This is a genomic window from Eubacterium callanderi, from assembly GCF_900142645.1.
GTDB classification, from domain to species: domain Bacteria; phylum Bacillota; class Clostridia; order Eubacteriales; family Eubacteriaceae; genus Eubacterium; species Eubacterium callanderi.
Genome location: NZ_FRBP01000021.1, coordinates 1 through 20,558, shown reverse-complemented (window position 1 = coordinate 20,558; position 20,558 = coordinate 1). Strand labels below are relative to the sequence as shown.

Annotated in this window: 15 protein-coding genes; 11 read left to right on the top strand and 4 right to left on the bottom strand. The window is 38.4% G+C overall.

The genetic code is table 11. From position 1 onward, the window contains the following. Positions 1-19: 19 nt before the first annotated feature. From glgB to BUC22_RS20945, 3 genes are all read right to left on the bottom strand, one after another. Positions 20-2,035, bottom strand: a complete 2,016-nt coding sequence (gene glgB, locus BUC22_RS20955) for a 1,4-alpha-glucan branching protein GlgB (RefSeq protein WP_073383667.1) — start codon at positions 2,033-2,035, stop codon at positions 20-22. Positions 2,036-2,200: 165 nt separating this feature from the next. Continuing rightward, entirely contained in the window at positions 2,201-3,019 is an 819-nt protein-coding gene (locus BUC22_RS20950; RefSeq protein WP_073383664.1) for a YihY/virulence factor BrkB family protein, read from the bottom strand. Between the two features lie 3 nt (positions 3,020-3,022). After that, the gene (locus BUC22_RS20945) at positions 3,023-3,847 is read right to left on the bottom strand and encodes a YihY/virulence factor BrkB family protein (RefSeq protein ID WP_073383661.1); all 825 of its coding nucleotides are present in this window, start codon (positions 3,845-3,847) and stop codon (positions 3,023-3,025) included. Between the two features lie 291 nt (positions 3,848-4,138). On the opposite strand from BUC22_RS20945, the gene BUC22_RS22505 reads away from it, so the two are divergent. Next, positions 4,139-4,261: a hypothetical protein gene (locus tag BUC22_RS22505; RefSeq protein ID WP_013382119.1), complete on the top strand. Its 123-nt coding sequence runs from the start codon at positions 4,139-4,141 to the stop codon at positions 4,259-4,261. A 51-nt stretch (positions 4,262-4,312) separates the two neighbouring features. Then, positions 4,313-6,235 carry an aconitate hydratase gene (locus BUC22_RS20940; protein WP_073383659.1) on the top strand — a complete coding sequence of 641 codons (1,923 nt, stop codon included), beginning with the start codon at positions 4,313-4,315 and terminating at the stop codon, positions 6,233-6,235. A 60-nt stretch (positions 6,236-6,295) separates the two neighbouring features. On the opposite strand, the gene BUC22_RS20935 is transcribed toward BUC22_RS20940, so the two are convergent. Then, a complete protein-coding gene (locus tag BUC22_RS20935; RefSeq protein WP_159435648.1) occupies positions 6,296-7,528 on the bottom strand; it encodes an LCP family protein in 1,233 nt (410 codons plus the stop codon). 238 nt (positions 7,529-7,766) lie between these two features. On the opposite strand from BUC22_RS20935, the gene rfbD reads away from it, so the two are divergent. The 9 genes from rfbD to BUC22_RS20890 form a co-directional block, all read left to right on the top strand. Next, a complete protein-coding gene (gene rfbD, locus BUC22_RS20930; protein ID WP_073383654.1) occupies positions 7,767-8,630 on the top strand; it encodes a dTDP-4-dehydrorhamnose reductase in 864 nt (287 codons plus the stop codon). 24 nt (positions 8,631-8,654) lie between these two features. Beyond that, positions 8,655-9,536 (top strand): glucose-1-phosphate thymidylyltransferase RfbA, encoded by an 882-nt coding sequence (gene rfbA / locus BUC22_RS20925; protein ID WP_038353072.1) that lies wholly within the window; start codon positions 8,655-8,657, stop codon positions 9,534-9,536. Then, positions 9,536-10,096 carry a dTDP-4-dehydrorhamnose 3,5-epimerase gene (gene rfbC / locus BUC22_RS20920; RefSeq protein ID WP_013382114.1) on the top strand — a complete coding sequence of 187 codons (561 nt, stop codon included), beginning with the start codon at positions 9,536-9,538 and terminating at the stop codon, positions 10,094-10,096. Before rfbA ends, rfbC begins: the two co-directional genes overlap by 1 nt. Positions 10,097-10,110: 14 nt before the next feature. Continuing rightward, positions 10,111-11,217: a dTDP-glucose 4,6-dehydratase gene (gene rfbB / locus BUC22_RS20915; RefSeq protein ID WP_073383652.1), complete on the top strand. Its 1,107-nt coding sequence runs from the start codon at positions 10,111-10,113 to the stop codon at positions 11,215-11,217. Between the two features lie 89 nt (positions 11,218-11,306). Beyond that, complete coding sequence (locus BUC22_RS20910; RefSeq protein WP_073383649.1) at positions 11,307-12,113, top strand: ABC transporter permease; 807 nt, start codon at positions 11,307-11,309, stop codon at positions 12,111-12,113. A 32-nt stretch (positions 12,114-12,145) separates the two neighbouring features. Further along, on the top strand, positions 12,146-13,351 hold the full coding sequence (locus BUC22_RS20905) for an ABC transporter ATP-binding protein (protein ID WP_073383647.1): 1,206 nt from the start codon (positions 12,146-12,148) through the stop codon (positions 13,349-13,351). 2 nt (positions 13,352-13,353) lie between these two features. Next, positions 13,354-16,632: a glycosyltransferase gene (locus BUC22_RS20900; RefSeq protein ID WP_073383644.1), complete on the top strand. Its 3,279-nt coding sequence runs from the start codon at positions 13,354-13,356 to the stop codon at positions 16,630-16,632. A gap of 4 nt (positions 16,633-16,636) precedes the next feature. Then, positions 16,637-18,769, top strand: coding sequence for a glycosyltransferase family 2 protein (locus BUC22_RS20895; protein WP_073383642.1), 2,133 nt, complete (start codon positions 16,637-16,639; stop codon positions 18,767-18,769). Positions 18,770-18,916: 147 nt separating this feature from the next. Then, on the top strand, positions 18,917-20,558 hold a 1,642-nt coding region (locus BUC22_RS20890; protein ID WP_143163958.1), incomplete at its 3' end, for a GBS Bsp-like repeat-containing protein.

Sequence of the window (20,558 nt, the reverse complement as noted above, 5' to 3'; positions counted from 1 at the left end):
CGGTGTCCTTTCCAGACCGCTATTTTTTCGTCTTAGCAACAGGCTTGGAAGCAGTATCCTTTGCGGTCTGCGCCTTGGTAGATTTTTTTACAGTTGACACTTTTGCTTTTTTATCCGAAACAGCAGCTTTGGATGAAGAAGCTGTCTTTGCTTTCTTAGCGGTGGTTTTCTTTTTTGCTTTTGACGCAACGCCCTTTAATACGATTGCCGCGGATGGCGGTATGTTCAACGTCACGCTGTAGGGCTGATTATGACATGGGGTGTCCTGTGCTTTTGCGGTCTTTTTGACTGTGAAGCCGGACCCACCATATTTTGGATCGTCGGTGTTGAAAACCAGACGATAGGTTTTTTCTGCAGGTACACCAATCTGGAAATTGGTATAGGTTAGCGGGCAGAAGTTGATCAGAATGATCAGATCGTCTTCTGGATGCTTGCCCATTCGCCTGAAAACGAGAATGCTCTGGCCGTTGTTGTCAGCGTCGATCCATTCAAAGCCGTCCCAGCCATGATCCTTTTCCCAAAGCGCATTTTCCCGGGCGTAAAATTTATTCAGGTCTTGCATAAAGTCCTTGGTTTGACGATGCCTGTCATAGTCCAGCATAAACCATTCAAGGGATTCGTAATAGCGCCATTCGGTGAACGGTGCGAACTCATTCCCCATAAAGGTGAGCTTTTTACCGGAATGAAAATACATATACGCATATAAAAGCCGAAGCTGGTCAAATTTCATTTCATATGGACCAAACATTTTATCCACGATTGATTTTTTGCCATGGACAACCTCATCGTGCGACAGCGGCAAAATAAAGTTTTCGCTGAACGCATAGGCCATTGAGAAAGTCAGTTTTGAATGGAACTGATTTCTGCAGTATGGGTCTGTTTCCATATAAGAGAGGGTATCGTGCATCCATCCCATATCCCACTTCAGGTTAAAACCAAGGCCGCCCTCGTCCACAGACCAGCTGACCTTGGGGTAAGCGGTTGATTCCTCAGCGGCCATAATGGCAAATGGAAAATGCTTGAAGATGGCTGTGTTCAGTTTTCTCAGGAAATCAACCGCTTCAAGACTGTCATTTCCACCAAATTTATTGCGGCGGTATTCGTCGTCATAGCCATAGTTTAAATAGATCATGCTTGCCACACCGTCAATACGCAGCCCGTCAATATGGTATTGGTCAAACCAGAAATAAGCGTTTGAGATTAAAAAGGTCAGCACTTCTGGTTTTGCAAAGTCAAATTCCATAGTACCCCATTGAGGGTGCTCGGTCGCCTCATAAAGGTTTGTACCATCAAGCTTATAAAGACCGTGGGCATCCTTGCAGAAATGTCCTGGAACCCAGTCCAGTATAACGCTGATTCCCGCCTGATGGCAGGCGTCAATAAAATGCATTAAACCCTGAGGCTCGCCATAGCGGCTGGTCGCAGCAAAGTAGCCGGTCAGCTGGTATCCCCAGGATCCGTCAAAGGGATGCTCCATAATGGGCATCAGCTCTACGTGCGTATAGTGCATATCCTTAAGATAAGGGACAAGTGTGTCAGCAAGCTCGTAATAGCTCAAGGCAGTTCCGTCCTCATGTGTTCTCCAGCTGCCGAGATGAACCTCATAAATATTAACAGGCTTCGGCTTAGAGGCAGCTTTTTTGCGCTGCTCAAGCCATTTTTTGTCCTTCCAGCTGTAACCCTCCAAATCCCAGAGAATAGAGGCTGTTTTAGGCTTGACCTCAGAATAAATACCATAAGGATCTGATTTATAGACGTTTTCCCCATGACATTGCGTAATGCAGTATTTGTAGAGCTCACCTTTATTCAGATCAGGAATGGTGCATTCCCATACACCGCCAGAGTCTTTCTGTAAAAGCATCGGATGAGCGTCGGGATTCCAGTCATTAAAATTGCCTACGACTGAAACAGCTTGAGCGTGTGGTGCCCAGAGTCGAAAAACAACACCTTTATCTGTAAAATGAGCGCCAAAAAATTCGTAGCTTTTCAGATAAGTTCCCTCGTGAAAAAGATGGTACGCGATTTTAGGTTTCATAGTCAATCAGTCCTTTCTTAATTACAGGTTATATTATAGATTGTATAAGAGTACTTTAATTAAATATAGTTTAACATAAAAAAGTATGAGAATGTTTTTATATAGGTTAATTTAAGTAAAATCTTTTTAATATATTGTACCATGAAATTTAAATTTGTAAACGTTTCATCGAGAAAAAAATACATTTATTTTTCCACCTAAGTTTAAAATGACACAAACGAAATAAATTCCAACTAAAAGTGCAAATAATCCACCAAAGTTGCCGTATAGCAGGGTGTATTTAGTCGAATGATTCATAAACATTAAGAAAATACGGAAGGCAATATTTATGCCAAGAGTTGAAAAAACAGCGCCTGGAAGTCCCTGAATAAATTTCAAATGGCGGTCCGGTGCTAAAACATAAACACAGGTAAACAGAAATATACTTGTGACCAAAGAAAAAATAAATGTAAAGATATTCATTAAAATAATATTAAACTGATCAATGCCTAAGCGTACAAGAATATATTCACTGATCGCTTCGCTGAAAACATAGGCTGAAATGATCAAGATGATGGAAATGGCAAACAGAATTGTGAAAAGAAAGGATAAAAGCCAGATTTTTAAGTGGCTTCTGCTCTCATGATTACCATAGTTCTGATTCATTCCTGTCATGATCGCTCTTGCGGCCAGTGTTGCAAAGAAAAAGGTGAATAAAACTAAAATATAATTGTTATCCGCAAGGTTTTTGGTCAGCGTGTCAATTAAGGTGCGGACGTAATCGTAGGAGAGCTGGGGAAGATACTCTTTTAGGATATCAAAAAGATAATCTTTAAACTGCACAATAAAGCGGCCGACAAAATTGATTAAAAAGATAATCAGCGGAAAGAAGGCCATGATAATATAAAAGGACATCTGGGCACAGATACCCCAAAAGTCTGTCCTGTCCATATCCTCTGCCATAAAAATGATGAATTCAGTGAGCTTTGATGTTTTATTCTTCATGGTCTACCTTCCAATCTTCTTCAGCAAAAATAAATTGACGACACAGCCAAAGGTTAGAATAATGCAAAAAACATACACGACGATAATTAAAGAAAAAGGACCTTCAAGGGAACTGAACAGGCTCTCTATCTGTAAATGATTTTTTATAAAAGCCTCATAAAGCCCAATGATGGAGAGCCAGCCCAGGCTTACAAATACGCCGCCCGGCAATGCGAAAAAGAAAGACATCCGGACAGACGGTGTATACATATAGATGGCGGTCACAAGCAAAGCGATGATCGCACTGATATAAATCAGGGTAAAGCCCTGCCAGAATTTAATAAAAATATCTGAAAGATTCATGTACTCAAAAAAGGAGGTTGATATTTTCTGGGTAAAGATATACAGATAAAAAACCACTAAGATCAGAATAACAAGGATAACCAGATAAAGAACAGCCAGTCCCCAGACCAGAAAATAGTTGCGCTTTTCCGGTATCAGCATTACCTTGTTAATGGTCAGAATCAAAGAGCGGACAGCACAGACTGACGCGTAAAGTATAAAGAAGCCAAAGACGATATTTGCCCAATGGGAAGTCTGGGGTCCAGCGGCGTTTGCAGCAGCCGTGTTAAACATTTCGTCTAAAAAACCGGGAAACAAGACCTTCAGGCTCTCAAGCACCTGATCGTTGAGACCCTGGGCAAACCAGCTGAAAAAATTATAGATCAGCATGATAAAAGGAATAAAAGCCAGCAAAACTCGATAAGAAAGCTGTGCGGCAAGGTTAAGGATGCTGTAATTTTTTTTATGATTTTTTACAAAAAAGTAGAATTCATATAAGAGCTTCATTTGACTTATTTCCTTCATTTGTGATTTAGAATAATTATACCACGAAAAAGAAATCTATAACAATGAGATTATCAAACTAAAAGAATGGTTAAAAATGAAGTATACAATTTTAATTTATCTAAAATACTGTATCCATATAGATTGAAATTTTTTTAGTAATGGTAAAATGAAGATTCTTTGGTAAAATCAAACGCTTTAACTAAATAAATTTTGAAAGAATAAAAAATAAAATTGCATATTTGAGTATTTTTTGATATACTAAAACAAAATTTGAAGAGATGTGACCGTATAATGCTGAAAAATAATGATGTATATGAGGCGGGCAGAACGGAAGCCATCAGCAACGCTGAGATTGAACAACAGGTGAAAAAAGCTTTTACTACAGGTATTCATCAGTTTAGTCTGGTAAAATAATACATATATGATGTATAATAATACATGAATTAATTTTGAAGGAGATAAAGAATGGGATTAACTTTAACTGAGAAGATTATTAAAGATCACTTGGTGGTAGGTGAAATGGTCAAAGGGACAGAAATCGGCATCCGCATCGACCAGACATTGACACAGGATTCCACCGGAACCATGGCGTATATGCAGCTGGAGGCCATGGAGGTACCAAGAGTTAAAACAAAACGCTCATTAGCTTATATTGACCATAATATGCTTCAGGAAGGCCCTGAAAATATGGATGACCATATCTATATTCAAACCGTTGCTAAAAAACACGGCGTCTATTTTTCAAAACCCGGTAATGGAATTTGCCATCAGGTGGAAATTGAACGCTTTGGCGTTCCGGGACAGACGCTGCTGGGTTCCGACAGCCATACTCCGACAGGCGGCGGGATTGGCATGCTGGCCATTGGCGCCGGCGGTCTGGATGTAGCGGTGGCCATGGCAGGCGGTGAATACTATATCACCATGCCAGAAGTGGTAAAGGTTGAGTTGACTGGAAAACTGCGCAAGGGCGTATCTTCCAAAGATATCATTCTTGAAGTGCTCAGACAATGTACTGTAAAGGGTGGTATCAATAAAGTTTTTGAATACACTGGAGATGGAGTGAAAACGCTGACCGTGCCGGAACGCGCAACTGTAACCAATATGGGCGCAGAGCTCGGCGCGACAACCTCGGTTTTCCCTTCAGATGAGATGACAAAAGCCTTCCTTGAGGCCCAGGGAAGAGGCGGAGATTTCACAGCCCTGTCCGCAGATTCCGACGCTGTATACGACCAGGTTGTAAAAGTAGATTTAAGCACCTTGGAGCCATTGACAGCCTGTCCGCACAGCCCAGATAAGGTTGTTAAGGTTTCTGAAATTGAAGGACTCAAGGTTAATCAGGTAGCCATCGGAAGCTGTACGAATTCCTCATGGCTTGATTTGATGAAGGTAGCAGCTATTTTGAAAGGGCAGACCGTTGCGGAAAATGTGCAGCTGGTTATTGCACCAGGCTCCAAACAGGTTTTGACCATGCTGGCAGAAAACGGCGCACTGGCCGATCTTCTGAATGCCGGTGCCAGAATTCTTGAATGTGGCTGCGGACCATGCATTGGTATGGGGCAGGCGCCGTGTACAGACGGTGTGTCGCTCAGAACCTTTAACCGTAATTTTAAGGGGAGATCTGGGACGGTTAGTGCAGACGTGTATCTTTTAAGCCCGGAAACCGCTGCGATTTCAGCTGTTAAGGGCGTGTTGACAAATCCCCTCGGTAAAGTTGAACTGCCGGATATCGAAATGCCAAAAGATTTTCTGATCAATGATAACGCGGTAATCCCGCCGGCGCCTGAGGGTGAAAGGGTTGAAGTTATTAAGGGACCAAATATCAAGCCGTTCCCACTTGCCAAACCACTAGCAGATACCGTTGAAGGAAAAGCTTTGATCGTCGTGGAGGACAACATCACAACAGACCATATCATGCCCTCCAATGCGAAGCTGTTACCGTACCGCTCGAACATCCCATACCTGGCGGATTATTGTCTGTCCCCTTGTGATCCGGAATTTCCGCAGCGCGCAAAGGATAACCATGGTGGCTTCATTATCGGTGGACAGAATTATGGGCAGGGCTCTAGCCGTGAGCATGCCGCTTTAGCGCCTGTTTATCTCGGGATTAAAGGGGTTATCACAAAATCCTTTGCCCGTATTCATAAAAATAATCTGATCAATAATGGTATCTTGCCAATGGTGTTTGAGAATGAAGCAGATTACGATAAGATTTCTCTGGGAGATGATCTGATGATTGATCACGCCAGAGAACAGGTGAATACCGGAAAAATTGTTTTGAAGAATAAAACGAAAAATGAAGAATATCCGCTGTTAATCGAAGTGTCTGAACGCCAGAAAGAAATGCTGCAGGCTGGCGGCCTGATCAATTTGATGCGGAGCAAGAATTAAATAACGGTTATAAAAAATCCCTTTGGTATTTAACCAAAGGGATTTTTGTTTGCGTTTTGCTTATTCCACACTGTCTGCACTGTCGTCAGGCGTGCCGGAAGTGGATGAATCGTCTGATGGCGTATAATCCTCAGACGGAGATGTATAATCTGAGTTATCTGAGCTGTTATCAGAATTGTTGTATGAGTTGTTACCAGAACTGTTATAACTGTTGTCCGTTGATGGTGTTGGCTCGGTTGAATCATTTTCGTTTGAGGAGTTAGTTGTATAGTCCTGATAAGGAGCATTTGGGTCAATGGTGATGCCTGTTGACCCGCCGGTTCTGTCTGCGATGTTATTGCTGATCTTCATAAGCTGATCTGTAGGAGTATAGGTATCTATATCATATAAAAATTTATGAAGCACAACAGCATTGTCTGCCAGCGTGTTTGGTACCAGATACCAGACTTCATCAATCATATCGCCAAAGGAAAGCTCGTCAGTAGGAACCCGGAAATCTAAAAATGTTTTGTTTTCAAGTGCCATAAAAGCTTTGGCGTAAGTTGTCATTTCCTGTAAAGATAAGGATGTGGTTACATATGGGTAGACCTTACTTAACAGGTTGAGACCAGTAAAGATATCGACATTGAACGCCTTCTGGACAATTTGTTCAACGACCTCGCGCTGGCGCTGAGTACGCATATAGTCACTGTCACTATAGCGGTTTCGGCAGAATGCAAGGGCTTGAACACCGGTAACCGTCTGTACACCCGTATGCTCCAAAAAGGGGTCAGCCTTTTTAACCTTGTCGTTCACATCCATGATGTACTGATTGGTCCAATAAAGAATAGACTCATCGGCAATATTTACGTCAACACCACCCAGAGCATCTACAGTATCAACGAGACAGTCAAAATTAACAGTCACATAATCTGAGATGTTTAAGTCAAAATTTTCGTTTAAAGTTTTAACTGCGAGGGCAGCACCGCCGTAATCATAGGCAGCATTGATTTTTTCATAGCTTACATCATTTTTTTTGCTTTCAGGTATTTTAACCATTAAATCACGCATGACGGAGGTCACTTTAATATTACCAGTTTTAAAATTAAGTGTGGCAATCATGATGGTATCGGAACGGTCACCGTCAACATCGTCACGGCCATCGAGACCAAAAACAGCGATGTTTACAACATCCTCATCCAATAAATCGTTGATGTTAAGCTCGCTTTCGTCCAATTGCTCGCCGGCAATCCCATGCAAAATGCTAAAGCCATACACGGCACCGCTGCCAACCACAATGATTAGGCAGGCCAAAACGATGCACAGTACTTTCTTTTTTAATGTCATATAAAATCCTCTCAAAATTTTAATAATACATATTGTGTGTAAATCAGAACATAAAGGCAATTTAAGCATATTAATTATAACATAATTTTGATACAAATTGGATACATTTTTAAGAAAATTAAGAAAAAAAATAGACAAATAAAGGCTTGTGCAGTATAATAATATAGATTTAGTCCGCATAAAAGAATAAAAAAAGGTGAAATATATGAAAGTACTTGTAACAGGAAGCAACGGCCAGCTGGGCCGGGAATTAAGTATTCAGCTTAAAGACAAAAATATTAATTTTGTCGGTTATGACATCCCCGAATTTGATATTACAGATAAAGCTGCAATCAGTGAGATCATTACCAAGGAAGAACCAGATGTGATTATTAACTGTGGAGCCATGACAAATGTGGATGGCTGTGAAACAAACCGGGAAGCTGCCTTTAAAATAAACGCAGACGGCCCCAAAAACCTGGCTGAGATTGCAAAAGAAAAAGATATTGTTTTAGTACAGGTTTCAACAGATTATGTCTTTGACGGTGAAGGGATTGCCCAAAATGGACAGCTTCGCCCCTATGTAGAAACAGACCCTGTTGACCCTAAAACAGTGTACGGCGACAGCAAGGCCGCAGGTGAAAAATATGTGGCAGAGACGATGGATAAATACTTCATTGTCCGTACAGCCTGGCTCTATGGTGATGGTAATAACTTTGTGAAAACCATGCTGAGACTGGCGGAAAATCATCCTCAGCTTACCGTGGTCAGTGATCAGGTGGGAACACCTACCAGCACGGTTGATCTTGCCCGGGCAATCATTGAACTGATCCAGACCAATGCCTATGGAATTTATCACGGAACCTGTGAAGGGCAGTGTAGCTGGTATGATTTCGCGGTTGCTATTTTTGAGAAAAGCGGTGTAAAGATTGATGTTAAGCCGGTCAGCTCAGAGGAATACGCAAGCCCAACTCCCAGACCGCATTATTCTGTGTTAAGAAATAAGGGCTTGGAAGATTTGAAAATCAATGTGTTCAGACCATGGGAAGAAGCATTGTCTGAATATTTAAAATGGTTAAAAGAAAATTGATCGAATAGAATTAAGGAGAGATATATGAAAGGAATTATTTTAGCCGGAGGGTCCGGAACACGTTTATATCCCATCACCCGCGCAGTATCCAAGCAATTATTGCCAATTTATGATAAGCCGATGATTTACTATCCGCTGTCAACGTTGATGCTGGCAGGAATTAAGGATATTCTGATTATTTCCACCCCCCATGATTTGCCGATGTTTGAACGCTTATTTGGAACCGGGGAGGAGCTGGGATTAAACTTCTCATATAAAGTTCAGGAAGCGCCGAACGGCCTGGCAGAAGCCTTTATTATCGGTGAAGAATTTATTGGGGATGATAAGGTTGCGCTGGTTTTGGGCGACAATATTTTTTACGGACAAGGCTTTACAAAGTCGCTTGCAGCCGCGGCGGAGCTTGAAAAGGGCGCTGTAATCTTTGGCTATCCGGTAACAGACCCAGAGCGCTATGGCGTCGTTGAGTTTGCAGAGGATGGCAGCGTTATTTCCATTGAGGAAAAGCCAACAGAACCAAAGTCCAATTTTGCGGTGCCGGGTCTTTATTTCTATGATAACGACGTGGTGGAGATTGCCAAGAACATTAAGCCCTCACCGAGAGGAGAGCTTGAAATTACAACGGTTAATGAGACCTATCTGAAACGCGGTGATTTAAAAGTTGAGCTTTTCAGCCGTGGGATGGCGTGGCTGGATACCGGTACGCATGACAGCCTGATTGAGGCATCTAATTTTGTGGAAACCATTCAAAAACGCCAGGGCCTTTTTGTTTCCTGTGTGGAAGAGATTGCCTACACAAAAGGATTTATCAATCGGGAACAGCTTCTAAAGCTGGCAGATCCCCTTAAAAAAACAGCCTATGGACAGTATTTAATCAACCGGGCAAATGAGAAAAGAGGAGTGAACTAATGGCAGCCATAACAGTGACAAAAACTCAGATTGAAGGATTGGTAATTGTTCAGCCTTCCGTTTTTGGAGATGAACGCGGTTATTTCATGGAAACCTACAATAAAGAAGAATTTGAAAAGCAGGGCCTTAACATGACTTTTATTCAGGACAATGAATCAAAGTCTAAAAAGGGTGTGCTGAGAGGGCTCCACTTTCAAAGAAAATACTCCCAGGGAAAACTGGTACGCTGTACCCAGGGCGCTGTATGGGATGTGGGGGTCGACCTGAGAAAAGGATCGCCAACCTACGGTGAGTGGGCCGGTGTTGAGCTGAGCGCAGAAAATAAAACCATGTTCTACATTCCGGAAGGCTTTGCCCATGGCTTTGTCGTCTTATCAGACGAGGCGACCTTCAATTATAAATGCACAAATTTATACGCACCAGAATACGACGGCGGTATTCGATGGAATGACCCGGAAATCGGTGTTGAATGGCCCGTTGAGGGCTTGGAACTGTTGTTATCCGAAAAAGATCAGAAACAGCCGTTTTTAAAAGATATCAAAGATACGTTAGAATTTTAAGAGGAGTTTAAAGATTGAAAACAGTATTAGTGACCGGCGGCGCCGGATTTATTGGCTCGAACTTTGTAAAATATATGCTGGATCGGCATAAGGATTATAAGATTGTCAATCTGGATTTATTGACCTACGCGGGAAATCTGGAAAATTTGACTGATATTGAAGATAATCCGAATTATGAATTTGTGAAAGGGGATATTGCGGACCGTCCTTTTATCAACGATTTATTCAAAAAATACAATTTTGATTTAGTGGTTAACTTTGCCGCCGAATCCCACGTGGACCGCAGTATTGAAAACCCGGAAATCTTTGTGCAGACCAATGTAATGGGGACCCAGGTTCTGCTGGACGCCGCAAAAAATCTCTGGCAGACAGGAAAAGACGAAAACGGCTATCCAACTTATCGTGAAGGCGTAAAATACCTTCAGGTATCTACCGACGAAGTTTATGGTGCCCTTGGAAAAACAGGCATGTTTACCGAGACAACACTAATCCAGCCAAACAGTCCTTATTCTTCATCCAAGGCTGGCGCGGACCTCCTGGTACGGGCCTATGGAAATACTTTTAAATTTCCAATGAATATTACCCGTTGCTCCAATAACTACGGTCCTTACCAGTTTCCAGAAAAGCTGATTCCACTCATGATTTCCAATGTGGTCGAGCTTAAGAATCTGCCAATTTACGGGGATGGCATGCAGATCAGAGACTGGCTGCATGTAAAAGACCACTGTAGCGGTATTGATACTGTGCTTCACAAAGGCCGTCTGGGCGAAGTGTATAATATCGGCGGTAACAACGAAAAGGCCAATATTGAAATTGTCGACCTGATTATTGCCAATGTAAAAGAAAAATTAAGCAATGACCAGTATAATGGTATCGATACGGATGTTTCAAAAATTTCAGATGATCTGAAAATTCATGTGGAGGACCGATTAGGCCATGACCGCCGTTATGCCATTGATAACACAAAGATTACAACCGAGCTTGGTTGGTCGCCATCCTATACCTTTGAACAGGGTATTGTTGAGACCATCGACTGGTATTTAAACAATCAGGATTGGCTAAAACAGGTGAAGTCCGGCGGATATCAGGAATACTATGAGAAGATGTATTCTAAGAAATAGAAAATAAAAAATGAGAATAAGACTGCCGCTGACTGTTGCTAATAGCATATACAGCGGCAGATTTGTTTTATAAGAGGAGAAGTTGATTTATGTTTAAAGATTTTTTTACCTTTTTTCGGGATATTTACTGGAATAAAAGGCTATTAATGCAGTTTTCAGTAAATGATTTTAAAGCTCGTTATGCCGGGTCAATGTTAGGTGTATTTTGGGCTTTTATTAATCCATTGGTTACAATTTTGACTTATTGGTTTGTATTTGAAAAGGGATTAAAGGCTGGGATGACGGATGGCTCGATTCCTTTTATCCTTTATTTGACAACGGGGATTATTGCCTGGTTTTTTTTCTCGGACACCCTGATGTCAGCAACTAACTGTTTTAGAGAATATAGCTATTTGGTTAAAAAAGTTGTTTTTAATATAAAAATTTTACCCACAGCGAAAATGTTGTCTAATTTATATACACATGTCTTTTTTATTGCGATTGCCTTTATATTAACTTCGCTATACCGTTTTTACCCCACGCTTTACAGCGTTCAGATTATTTATTATTTATTCTGTTTGATTATGTTTTTAACAGGACTAACATGGATAACAGCATCCATTCAACCGTTTTTTTCGGATGTTTCTCAACTAATTGGTGTTGTCATGCAAATTTTAATGTGGGGAACGCCTATATTATGGAGTATCAATCAGTTTCCAGCGCAGTACCATTTTTTATTTAAGCTTAATCCTCTGTTTTATATAGTACAGGGATACAGAGATTCTTTTTTTGGAACAGGATGGGTTTGGGAACATGCCGGGATGACTGCTTATTTTTGGGCCTTTACTTTGGTAATGATGATAATAGGTTCGGTTATATATAACCGCTTGAAACCTCATTTTTCAGATGTTTTATAATTAATTATGATTGTGTCAAATTGGAGGCTACAATGGAAAATAAAGTAATTGATATAAAAAATTTAACAAAAAAATATGCGCTTTATGCAAAACCAAAGGATAGACTAAAAGAGGCTTTGAATCCTTTCAGAAAAAGCTACCATGAAGATTTTTACGCTTTAAATAATTTAAATATAGAGGTTGCAAAAGGAGAAACTGTTGGGTTTATTGGGGAAAATGGATCTGGAAAGTCAACTCTTTTGAAAATTATAACTGGTGTTTTAACACAGACGAGTGGAGAAATTAAAATAGACGGAAAAATTTCTGCTTTACTAGAATTGGGTTCTGGATTTAATCCAGAATATAGTGGATATGAAAATATTTATTTGAATGGGATGGTTCTAGGTTTTTCTCGTGAACAAATTGATGATATGGTGGATGATATTATTACTTTTGCGGATATAGGGGATCATATCAATCAGCCTGTAAAAACATATTCTAGTGGTATGTTTGTTCGTTTGGCTTTTGCTGTGGCGATTAATGTTGATCCAGATATCTTAATTGTTGATGAAGCATTAGCGGTTGGCGATTTAGAATTTCAGCTAAAATGTATGGAAAAATTTACCGAGTTCCGAAACTCTAATAAAACCATTTTGTTTGTTTCACATGACATTAACTCAATAAGGAGATTTTGCGACCGTGTATATTGGTTAAAAAATGGAGAAATTGTTAATGAGGGTGATACTATGGAAGTAACAGAGCAGTATGATAATTTCTTAAAGAAAAAATCTTTAACTTCTATTGATCGCGAAAGAACCATGGTGGAAGAGCATACTGCAGCAGATATTGTTGAAGTTCAAAATGCAGAAATTTTGAACGAGAATTTAGAACCTTTGGAAATGGTAGAACAGGATAGTACGGTAATTGTAAGGGTAGAATATAATGTAAAAAATATCAACATTAAAAGTCCAGTTTTAGGAATTGCTATAAGGACAATAGATAATCGATATGTTTGTGGTTTAAATACTTTGCTTGATAAAAAGAATATTCCGTGGGAAAAAGGAAAGAATGTATTTTATTTAAGATATAATAAAATGGGACTTTTAGGCGGTGAATATTATTTTGATATTGCTTTATTCGAAGAAAATGCAACGGTTCCTTTAGTGTATAAAACAAAATATATTAATATGTTTATCACAGGGAAATATGTAGGCGAAGGAATTGTTGTGTTGGATCATGAGTGGAAAGAAAAGGTTTAGAAATGAAATATGATTTTGATTTAGCCCTTGATCAAAATACCAGTACTGGAAAGATTATTGCGCACATAAAGGACGGTTCCAGAGTATTAGAATTTGGACCAGGAAACGGAAGAGTAACAAGATATTTAACGGAAGTGAAACAGTGCCGTGTATCTATTGTCGAATTTGATAAAGAGCTTTATATTGAAGTAATGAAGTTCGCAGATGATGGTTTTTTAGGAAATATTGAGGATTTTGAATGGTGTGAATATTTTAGTGATCAGTTATTTGATGTGATTATTTTTGCTGATGTTCTAGAGCATCTACAGGATCCGCTAAAAGTATTAGAATGTTCGAAAAAATGTCTAAAAAGCGATGGTGTTTTTCTTGTTTCTTTTCCTAATATAGGGCATAATTCTGTTTTGATTGACTTGTTTAATAACAATTTTTGCTATAATGAATATGGTCTTTTAGATAAAACTCATAATACATTTTATACACAGAATGGATTCGAGAAGCTTTTTGAGAAAACAGGTCTATACATTAATGAAGAAGACTACACTTACGCTCAAGTTGGTCAAACTGAATTTGATAATTCATATGCAGATTTGCCAATTGAAATACAATATGATTTTAAAATTAGACCATTTGGAGAGGTGTATCAGTATTTCTTCGTGTTATCTTTGAAAGCGAACGTATCATTTAAAAGAAAGATTCCAGAAAATTCCAATGCAGTTGTACAGCTCTATTTAGTATATGATTACGGAAATGATATTAAAGTAGAACCATGGCTTTTGAATGTATTAACTGGAGAAAATCAAACGGTTGTATTGGATATTCCTGACGCATTAAATGCTTTAAAAATTGTACCAATGCAGAGTAAAGGTATTCTGGAGTTTAAGGCTGTAACAGAAGGAGTTGAGATTAAGACATTAACAACAAATGCGATATGGCAGACAGAAGATACATATGCCTTTTTAAATAGCCACCCTTTTTTAAGAGTAGAGGGAGAGTATATTAGAGGCAGGAAATTGACATTGTATTTTAAATTTTTTTATCTTGGAGAATATGGTGAAATCCAGAAAAAAATTCTGATCGATTATTATAAGAAAAAGAATGAAAATACAAAATTATGTAAAAAAATGGAGCTTGTTTCTGAAGAAAATGGCAATAAAATAGAAATTATGAAAATGCGTTATATGCAGATGCTTGATTCAAATTTATGGAAAACTTTAGAAGGAATTCGAAAATTATCCAACCTATATAAAAGAAAACAACAATTAATTCAAAAAAAGAATAGCTTTTTTCAATATAGTATAGATGCGTTTGATTTTGATCATGAAAAAAATATAGTTGTTATAAGAGGGTGGGGATTTTCAAAGTCAGATAACAGAAGACTAAATTATGATGTACCAGTAGAAGAAGGCGTTTATTTTAAAGTTGCTCGCCAAGAGCGGTTTGACGTATGTGACATATTTGACCTTGAAAGAGACTGTAAGCCAGGATTCATCATAGAAATAGAAGGAGTCAGGTTAAAACGATACCATCATATTATTTTAAAGACTAAAACAGGCGTTGAATTATTAATCAAAATTGATCGTTTTAATCTAGAACAAAAAAGTTTTAAGCAAAAAACGAAAGCAGAATTGAAAGCAATTCGGCGGTTAGGAATTGCAGAAGCATATAAAAAATTTATTTTTCATAAGGCACACCGTAGTAGTGATGACTATGACTATTGGATCTATAAAAATGAGAAGGTTGACTTGGAAAAAATTAGGCAGGATATTAATAGTTTTGAAATAACTCCTAAAATTTCTGTTGTTGTTCCAGTTTACAATGTTGAAGAAAAATGGTTGCAAAAATGCATCGATTCTTTGCGAAAGCAAGTTTATAAAAATTGGGAGTTGTGTATTGCGGATGACTGTTCAACGAAAACTTATGTACGTCCTCTTTTAGAAACAATGTCCCAAAAAGATAAAAGAATAAAACTTGTTTTTAGAAATGAAAATGGTCATATTTCTCAGGCAACAAATTCGGCTATAGAGATATCAACAGGAGAATTTATTGGATTTATGGACAATGATGATGAGTTGTCACCAATAGCTTTATATGAAGTAATTAAAGCAATTAATGAGCAAAGTGATATAGATTTTATCTATACCGATGAGGATAAAATAAACGTAAAAGGGAAGCGTTTTGATCCTTTCTTTAAACCAAATTGGAATCCAGTATTGCTGTGTGGTCACAATTACATTACGCATTTTGTAGTTATAAAGAGAACGTTGTTGGATAAAGTGGGTGCTTTAAGAAGTACTATGGATGGAAGCCAGGATTATGATTTTGTTTTAAGAGCAACAGAGCAAGCAAAACATATATGGCATATTCCTAAAATTTTATATCATTGGAGAACCATTGAAACATCAGTTGCATTTGACCCTAAAAGTAAAGAGTATGCTTACACAGCCGGAAAAAAAGCTTTGGAAGAGTCGTTAGCACGAAAAAATCTCCATGGTAATGTGAAAATGACCCAAAATTACGGAGCTTATAAAATAAATTATAATTATGAAATAAAACCTATGCTTTCAATTATTTTATGGGGCGCCAATAAAGATATTGAAAAAACAGTTAATGCAATTCTAGACAATGCAGATTATAGTAATTTTGAAATACTAATACCTGCTGAACAAAAAGAGCTTTTGAAATATGAAGACACAAGAATTCGATTTCTTCAATCATACAGTTTTAATAAACGCGTAGAGGAAGCAAAAGGGCAGTATTTGCTGTTTTTAAAAAATAGTATTCTTTTAGAAAAAAAACGAAATATTAGTGAACTTCTTAATTATGGACTGAAGGACGGAGTTGGAATCGTTGGTGGGAAGATCGTTACAAAGGAAAATATTGTCTATAATGCAGGTGTATGGATCGATGATGAAAACCAGCAAATACATTACACGCATCGTGGATGTTCAGATCGTTCGTTAGGATACTATTTCCGGATTGTCTTACCGCAGAATGTTTTTGCAGTAACAGAAGATTGCCTTTTAATCAGTAAAGAAAACTATTTAAAAGCTGGTGGCATCAATGAAAGTTTAGTAGATGGTTTGAAAGGAATAGACCTTTGTTTAAAAATACGGTCCATGAATTTAGATATTGTTTGGACACCTTATTTTAAAGGTGTAGAAGGCTGTGTCGAAAATAAATTATTGACAAAGCAAGAATATTGCAAATTTAATGAAGTATGGCCGTCTGAAAAAAGAAGAGATCCTTATATTAATCCATGGATTTTGAATAATGAGGTTTAAAATAATGAAAAAAGATATTCAATTTTTTATTGATAGCGTCATGAAGGACGATGAAGAACACAAATTGATAATTCAAGGATGGTGCTTGAATGTTAAAAACAAAAAAATCCCAACTATTACGATCAAAGGAAATCACAATATTAAAGAATTTGAGGTTTCTTCCAAATTAAGAACAGATGTTAATCAAATTTATAATCTCGGCTCAGATTCCAAATGTGGTTTTTTAGCAACGATTGTGGTTGAAAAGTGGTCTGGAACTATACGTTTGATTTTTGCAGTTGGTGAAGAATCCAGAAGGGCTAATTTTAATCTGAAAAAAAAATATCACTTAACAAATGAGTTTGGAAGTCCTTTTAGCCACTTATATATAAAATTGAAAAGAGGTATCAGTTATTTAAAAAGAAATGGGTTGAAAAATACACTAAAACGTCTTAAGTTAGAAAAAACGCATTCAAATGCCTTATATGAACAATGGATTGATGAAAATGAAGAGGATAATATTGAGAAAATAAAAAAGAACATAGAAATATTTAATTATCAACCTTTGATTTCTATCCTAATGCCTGTTTATAACGTTGAAGAAAAGTGGCTGAGAAAGTGTATCGATTCCGTTAGAAATCAGTACTACGCGAACTGGGAGCTGTGCATTGCGGATGATCATTCTTCAAAAAGTTATGTGAAACCATTACTTGAAAAGATTGAAAAAGAGGACAGCCGTATAAAAGTTCTTTATAGAGAAGAAAATGGACATATCTGCGAAGCTACAAATTCAGCTTTGTCAATGGCTGAAGGCGAATTTATTGGACTACTGGATAATGATGACGAATTATCGCTAAATGCACTTTATGAGGTAGTAAAAAAATTAAACTCAGAACCACAGCTTGATTTGATTTATAGTGATGAAGATAAAATTGATAAAAATGACCGCCGTACGGATCCGACATTCAAGCCCGATTGGTCACCGGACTTGTTAATGGGAACGAATTATATCTGTCATTTTGGTGTGTACAGAAAAAAAATAATTGATATGATTGGCGGATTTAGAAAAGGATATGAAGGGGCGCAGGATTATGATCTTGTGCTGCGATTTACAGAGAAGACAAATCGAATTGGACATATTTCGAAAATTTTATATCATTGGCGAATGCTGGAGACATCGACGGCAGTTAATCAGAACTCTAAAGGATATGCTTTTGAAGCAGGAAAACTTGCTTTGCAGGATGCGCTTAACAGACGTGGAATTACAGGGACAGTAACACACGCCGCGGGGTTAGGATTGTATAATGTTAAGTACGATATCATTAAAACAGAAAAAGTATCCATTATTATTCCAACGCGAGATGGATATGAAGATTTGAAAAAGTGTGTGGATTCAATTCTTTTAAAAACAGTCTATCCAAACTACGAGATTATTATTGCGGATAATGGTAGTCAGGAAATCCAAACAAAACAGCTTTTTGAAGTATACGAGGAACAATATGCAGATAAAGTTTCAGTAATTCCGATAGATATACCTTTTAATTATTCAGAAATTAACAACATAGCCGCCCGGCAGGCAAAAGGTAGGTATCTTTTGTTTTTAAATAATGATACCGAAGTTATTGCGCCTGAGTGGATAAATACAATGGTTTCTTTTGCGCAGTTTGATCGAATTGGAGCAGTGGGTGCAAAATTATACTATGAGGACAATACAATCCAGCATGCAGGCGTTATACTTGGGCTTGGCGGTGCGGCAGGCCACGGCCATCATACTTTTCCAAAAGGTGATTTTGGGTATTTTGGAAGGCTGGAAATTAATTGTAATTATTCCGCTGTCACTGCGGCTTGTATGATGGTTAAAAAAGATGATTTTGAAAAAGTAAATGGTTTTAATGAGGAGCTAATAGTTGCTTTTAATGATGTGGATCTTTGTCTGAAATTATTAGAGTTGGGAAAACAAAATGTTTGGCTACATCAGGTTGAGCTGTATCATTATGAATCAAAATCTAGAGGTTATGAAAATACCGTTGAAAAGCAGGAACGATTTGCCAAAGAAACAGAGTATATGTACCAGCATTGGGGTCGGTACATTGACAATGATCCTTACTATAATCCTAATCTAACGCGGAAAACGGGCGATTTTTCATTTAGAATATAAAGTTTATCGTAAAAAGCATTCTCAATAGAGGATGCTTTTGTTTTAAGTTTAATTGACGGAGAAAGGGGAATATAATATAATTCAATCATGGGAAACTAGACTCTGAATAAATAAGTTTCCTAAATTTTGGAGAAAGGAGGAAACTATTTGCAAAAAGAAAAAGCAAAAAAAAACCAGATTGTGGTTGCCATATCGATATTGCTGCTGTTTTTGTTTAGCTTCATAATCTCTGGTTTTCCAGTATATGCGCGTTCACCAGTGGTAGTTATACAACCTGGACACAGTGTAGGTTATGACCCAGGTGCGACGAATTCCAGTACTGGTATAACAGAAGCAGCTGTCAATGCAGCTGTTGCGGGTAAAGTTGCTACCAAACTTAAACAGTTAGGATACACTGTTTACCTTACACATCCTGTTGCTGGATGCTCTGTACAGTCATTGTTGACGAACGCGGAAGCTAATTCTTTATCAAATGTTGCGAATGCTATTAATAAAATAAAGCCAGATTTGGCAATTAGTGTTCACCATAATTCAGGTGGATCATCGGCCAGCGGTTATGAGTTTTATTGGAGCAGCTATCGTGATTTTGATCAAGAAGGTGTTTATGAGGTTTCTGGTCTTTGGGCTGGAGATACGGCCTTCAGAGATAGCTCCCCTTGTTGGGCCGCACAGGAATCAAAAGTTTTTGCTTCTGTTTTGGAAAGAAATTTCAATGGAATTGGAATTGATCACCGAAAGACGGTGGAAAGAGACGACTATGTTCAAGCACATGTAACGTGCCCTTCAGTTTTAATTGAAGGCGGTTTTATTTCCAATCCATCTGAATCCCTGTTGTTGGCATCAGATGCTTTTCAGGAAAAAATGAGCGGAAGGATTGTTAACAGTGTCAGCGAATATTTTGGCGGCGCTACCAAGGACGAAAAAGCTCCTACGGCGGATAGCATTACAACGCCTGAATCGCCAACAACTAATGCTGTGTTTACAGTTACAGCGAATGGCGTAAAAGACGATCTTTCCGGTGTTAGTGATGTAAGAGCAGCAGTATGGTGTGACTGGAATGATTTGAAATGGTACCCGGCAAACAATATTGGTAATGGACAGTGGTCTGTTACTGTGGATATTAAAAATCATGAAGATCGAGTAGGTACTTATTATATTGATTATTATGCTACTGATAATGCTGAAAATGATGGATATATTGGTGGTGAAACTATAGATATTGTTGCTGTCCCCTCTATTTCGAATGGAGTCTCTAGTGTTAGGATTAACAATAATCAATTTAAAGTATATGCAAAAGGGTTTTTAAATTATTCTAACCTATTATTTCCGACTTGGAGTAACAATGATGGAATGGATGATATCAAGTGGTATCAAGGGGTTAGACAAACTGATGGCAGTTATGCTATTTTAGTGGATAATAGCGACCATGGTTACGACGTGGGGAAATATTACACCGATGTCTATGGAACCGACAGTAATGGAAAACAGGTATACCTGGGTGGAACAACCCAGACCATCGCACAGATGACAGCAAGGAATGTGACAGCAGGCGAAGTCAAGGACAGCCAGTTCACAGTAACGGTCAGTGGGATTGATGCACCGGCAGGAATCCGGGAAATTTTAGTACCGGTATGGAGTAATAATGGCGGAATGGATGATTTAATCTGGTACCGAGCAACGAGAAAGACTAATGATACCTACGAAGTAACCATTAATCTCAAAGACCATGGCTACGACGTGGGGAAATATTACGCCGATGTCTATGGAACCGACAGTAATGGAAAACAGG

Bases quoted from the DNA above. Each gene is read 5' to 3' on its own strand.
- glgB (WP_073383667.1), bottom strand. From the start codon at position 2,035: ATGAAACCTAAAATCGCGTACCATCTTTTTCACGAGGGAACTTATCTG.
- BUC22_RS20950 (WP_073383664.1), bottom strand. From the start codon at position 3,019: ATGAAGAATAAAACATCAAAGCTCACTGAATTCATCATTTTTATGGCA.
- BUC22_RS20945 (WP_073383661.1), bottom strand. From the start codon at position 3,847: ATGAAGCTCTTATATGAATTCTACTTTTTTGTAAAAAATCATAAAAAA.
- BUC22_RS22505 (WP_013382119.1), top strand. From the start codon at position 4,139: ATGCTGAAAAATAATGATGTATATGAGGCGGGCAGAACGGAAGCCATC.
- BUC22_RS20940 (WP_073383659.1), top strand. From the start codon at position 4,313: ATGGGATTAACTTTAACTGAGAAGATTATTAAAGATCACTTGGTGGTA.
- rfbD (WP_073383654.1), top strand. From the start codon at position 7,767: ATGAAAGTACTTGTAACAGGAAGCAACGGCCAGCTGGGCCGGGAATTA.
- rfbA (WP_038353072.1), top strand. From the start codon at position 8,655: ATGAAAGGAATTATTTTAGCCGGAGGGTCCGGAACACGTTTATATCCC.
- rfbC (WP_013382114.1), top strand. From the start codon at position 9,536: ATGGCAGCCATAACAGTGACAAAAACTCAGATTGAAGGATTGGTAATT.
- BUC22_RS20910 (WP_073383649.1), top strand. From the start codon at position 11,307: ATGTTTAAAGATTTTTTTACCTTTTTTCGGGATATTTACTGGAATAAA.
- BUC22_RS20905 (WP_073383647.1), top strand. From the start codon at position 12,146: ATGGAAAATAAAGTAATTGATATAAAAAATTTAACAAAAAAATATGCG.
- BUC22_RS20900 (WP_073383644.1), top strand. From the start codon at position 13,354: ATGAAATATGATTTTGATTTAGCCCTTGATCAAAATACCAGTACTGGA.
- BUC22_RS20895 (WP_073383642.1), top strand. From the start codon at position 16,637: ATGAAAAAAGATATTCAATTTTTTATTGATAGCGTCATGAAGGACGAT.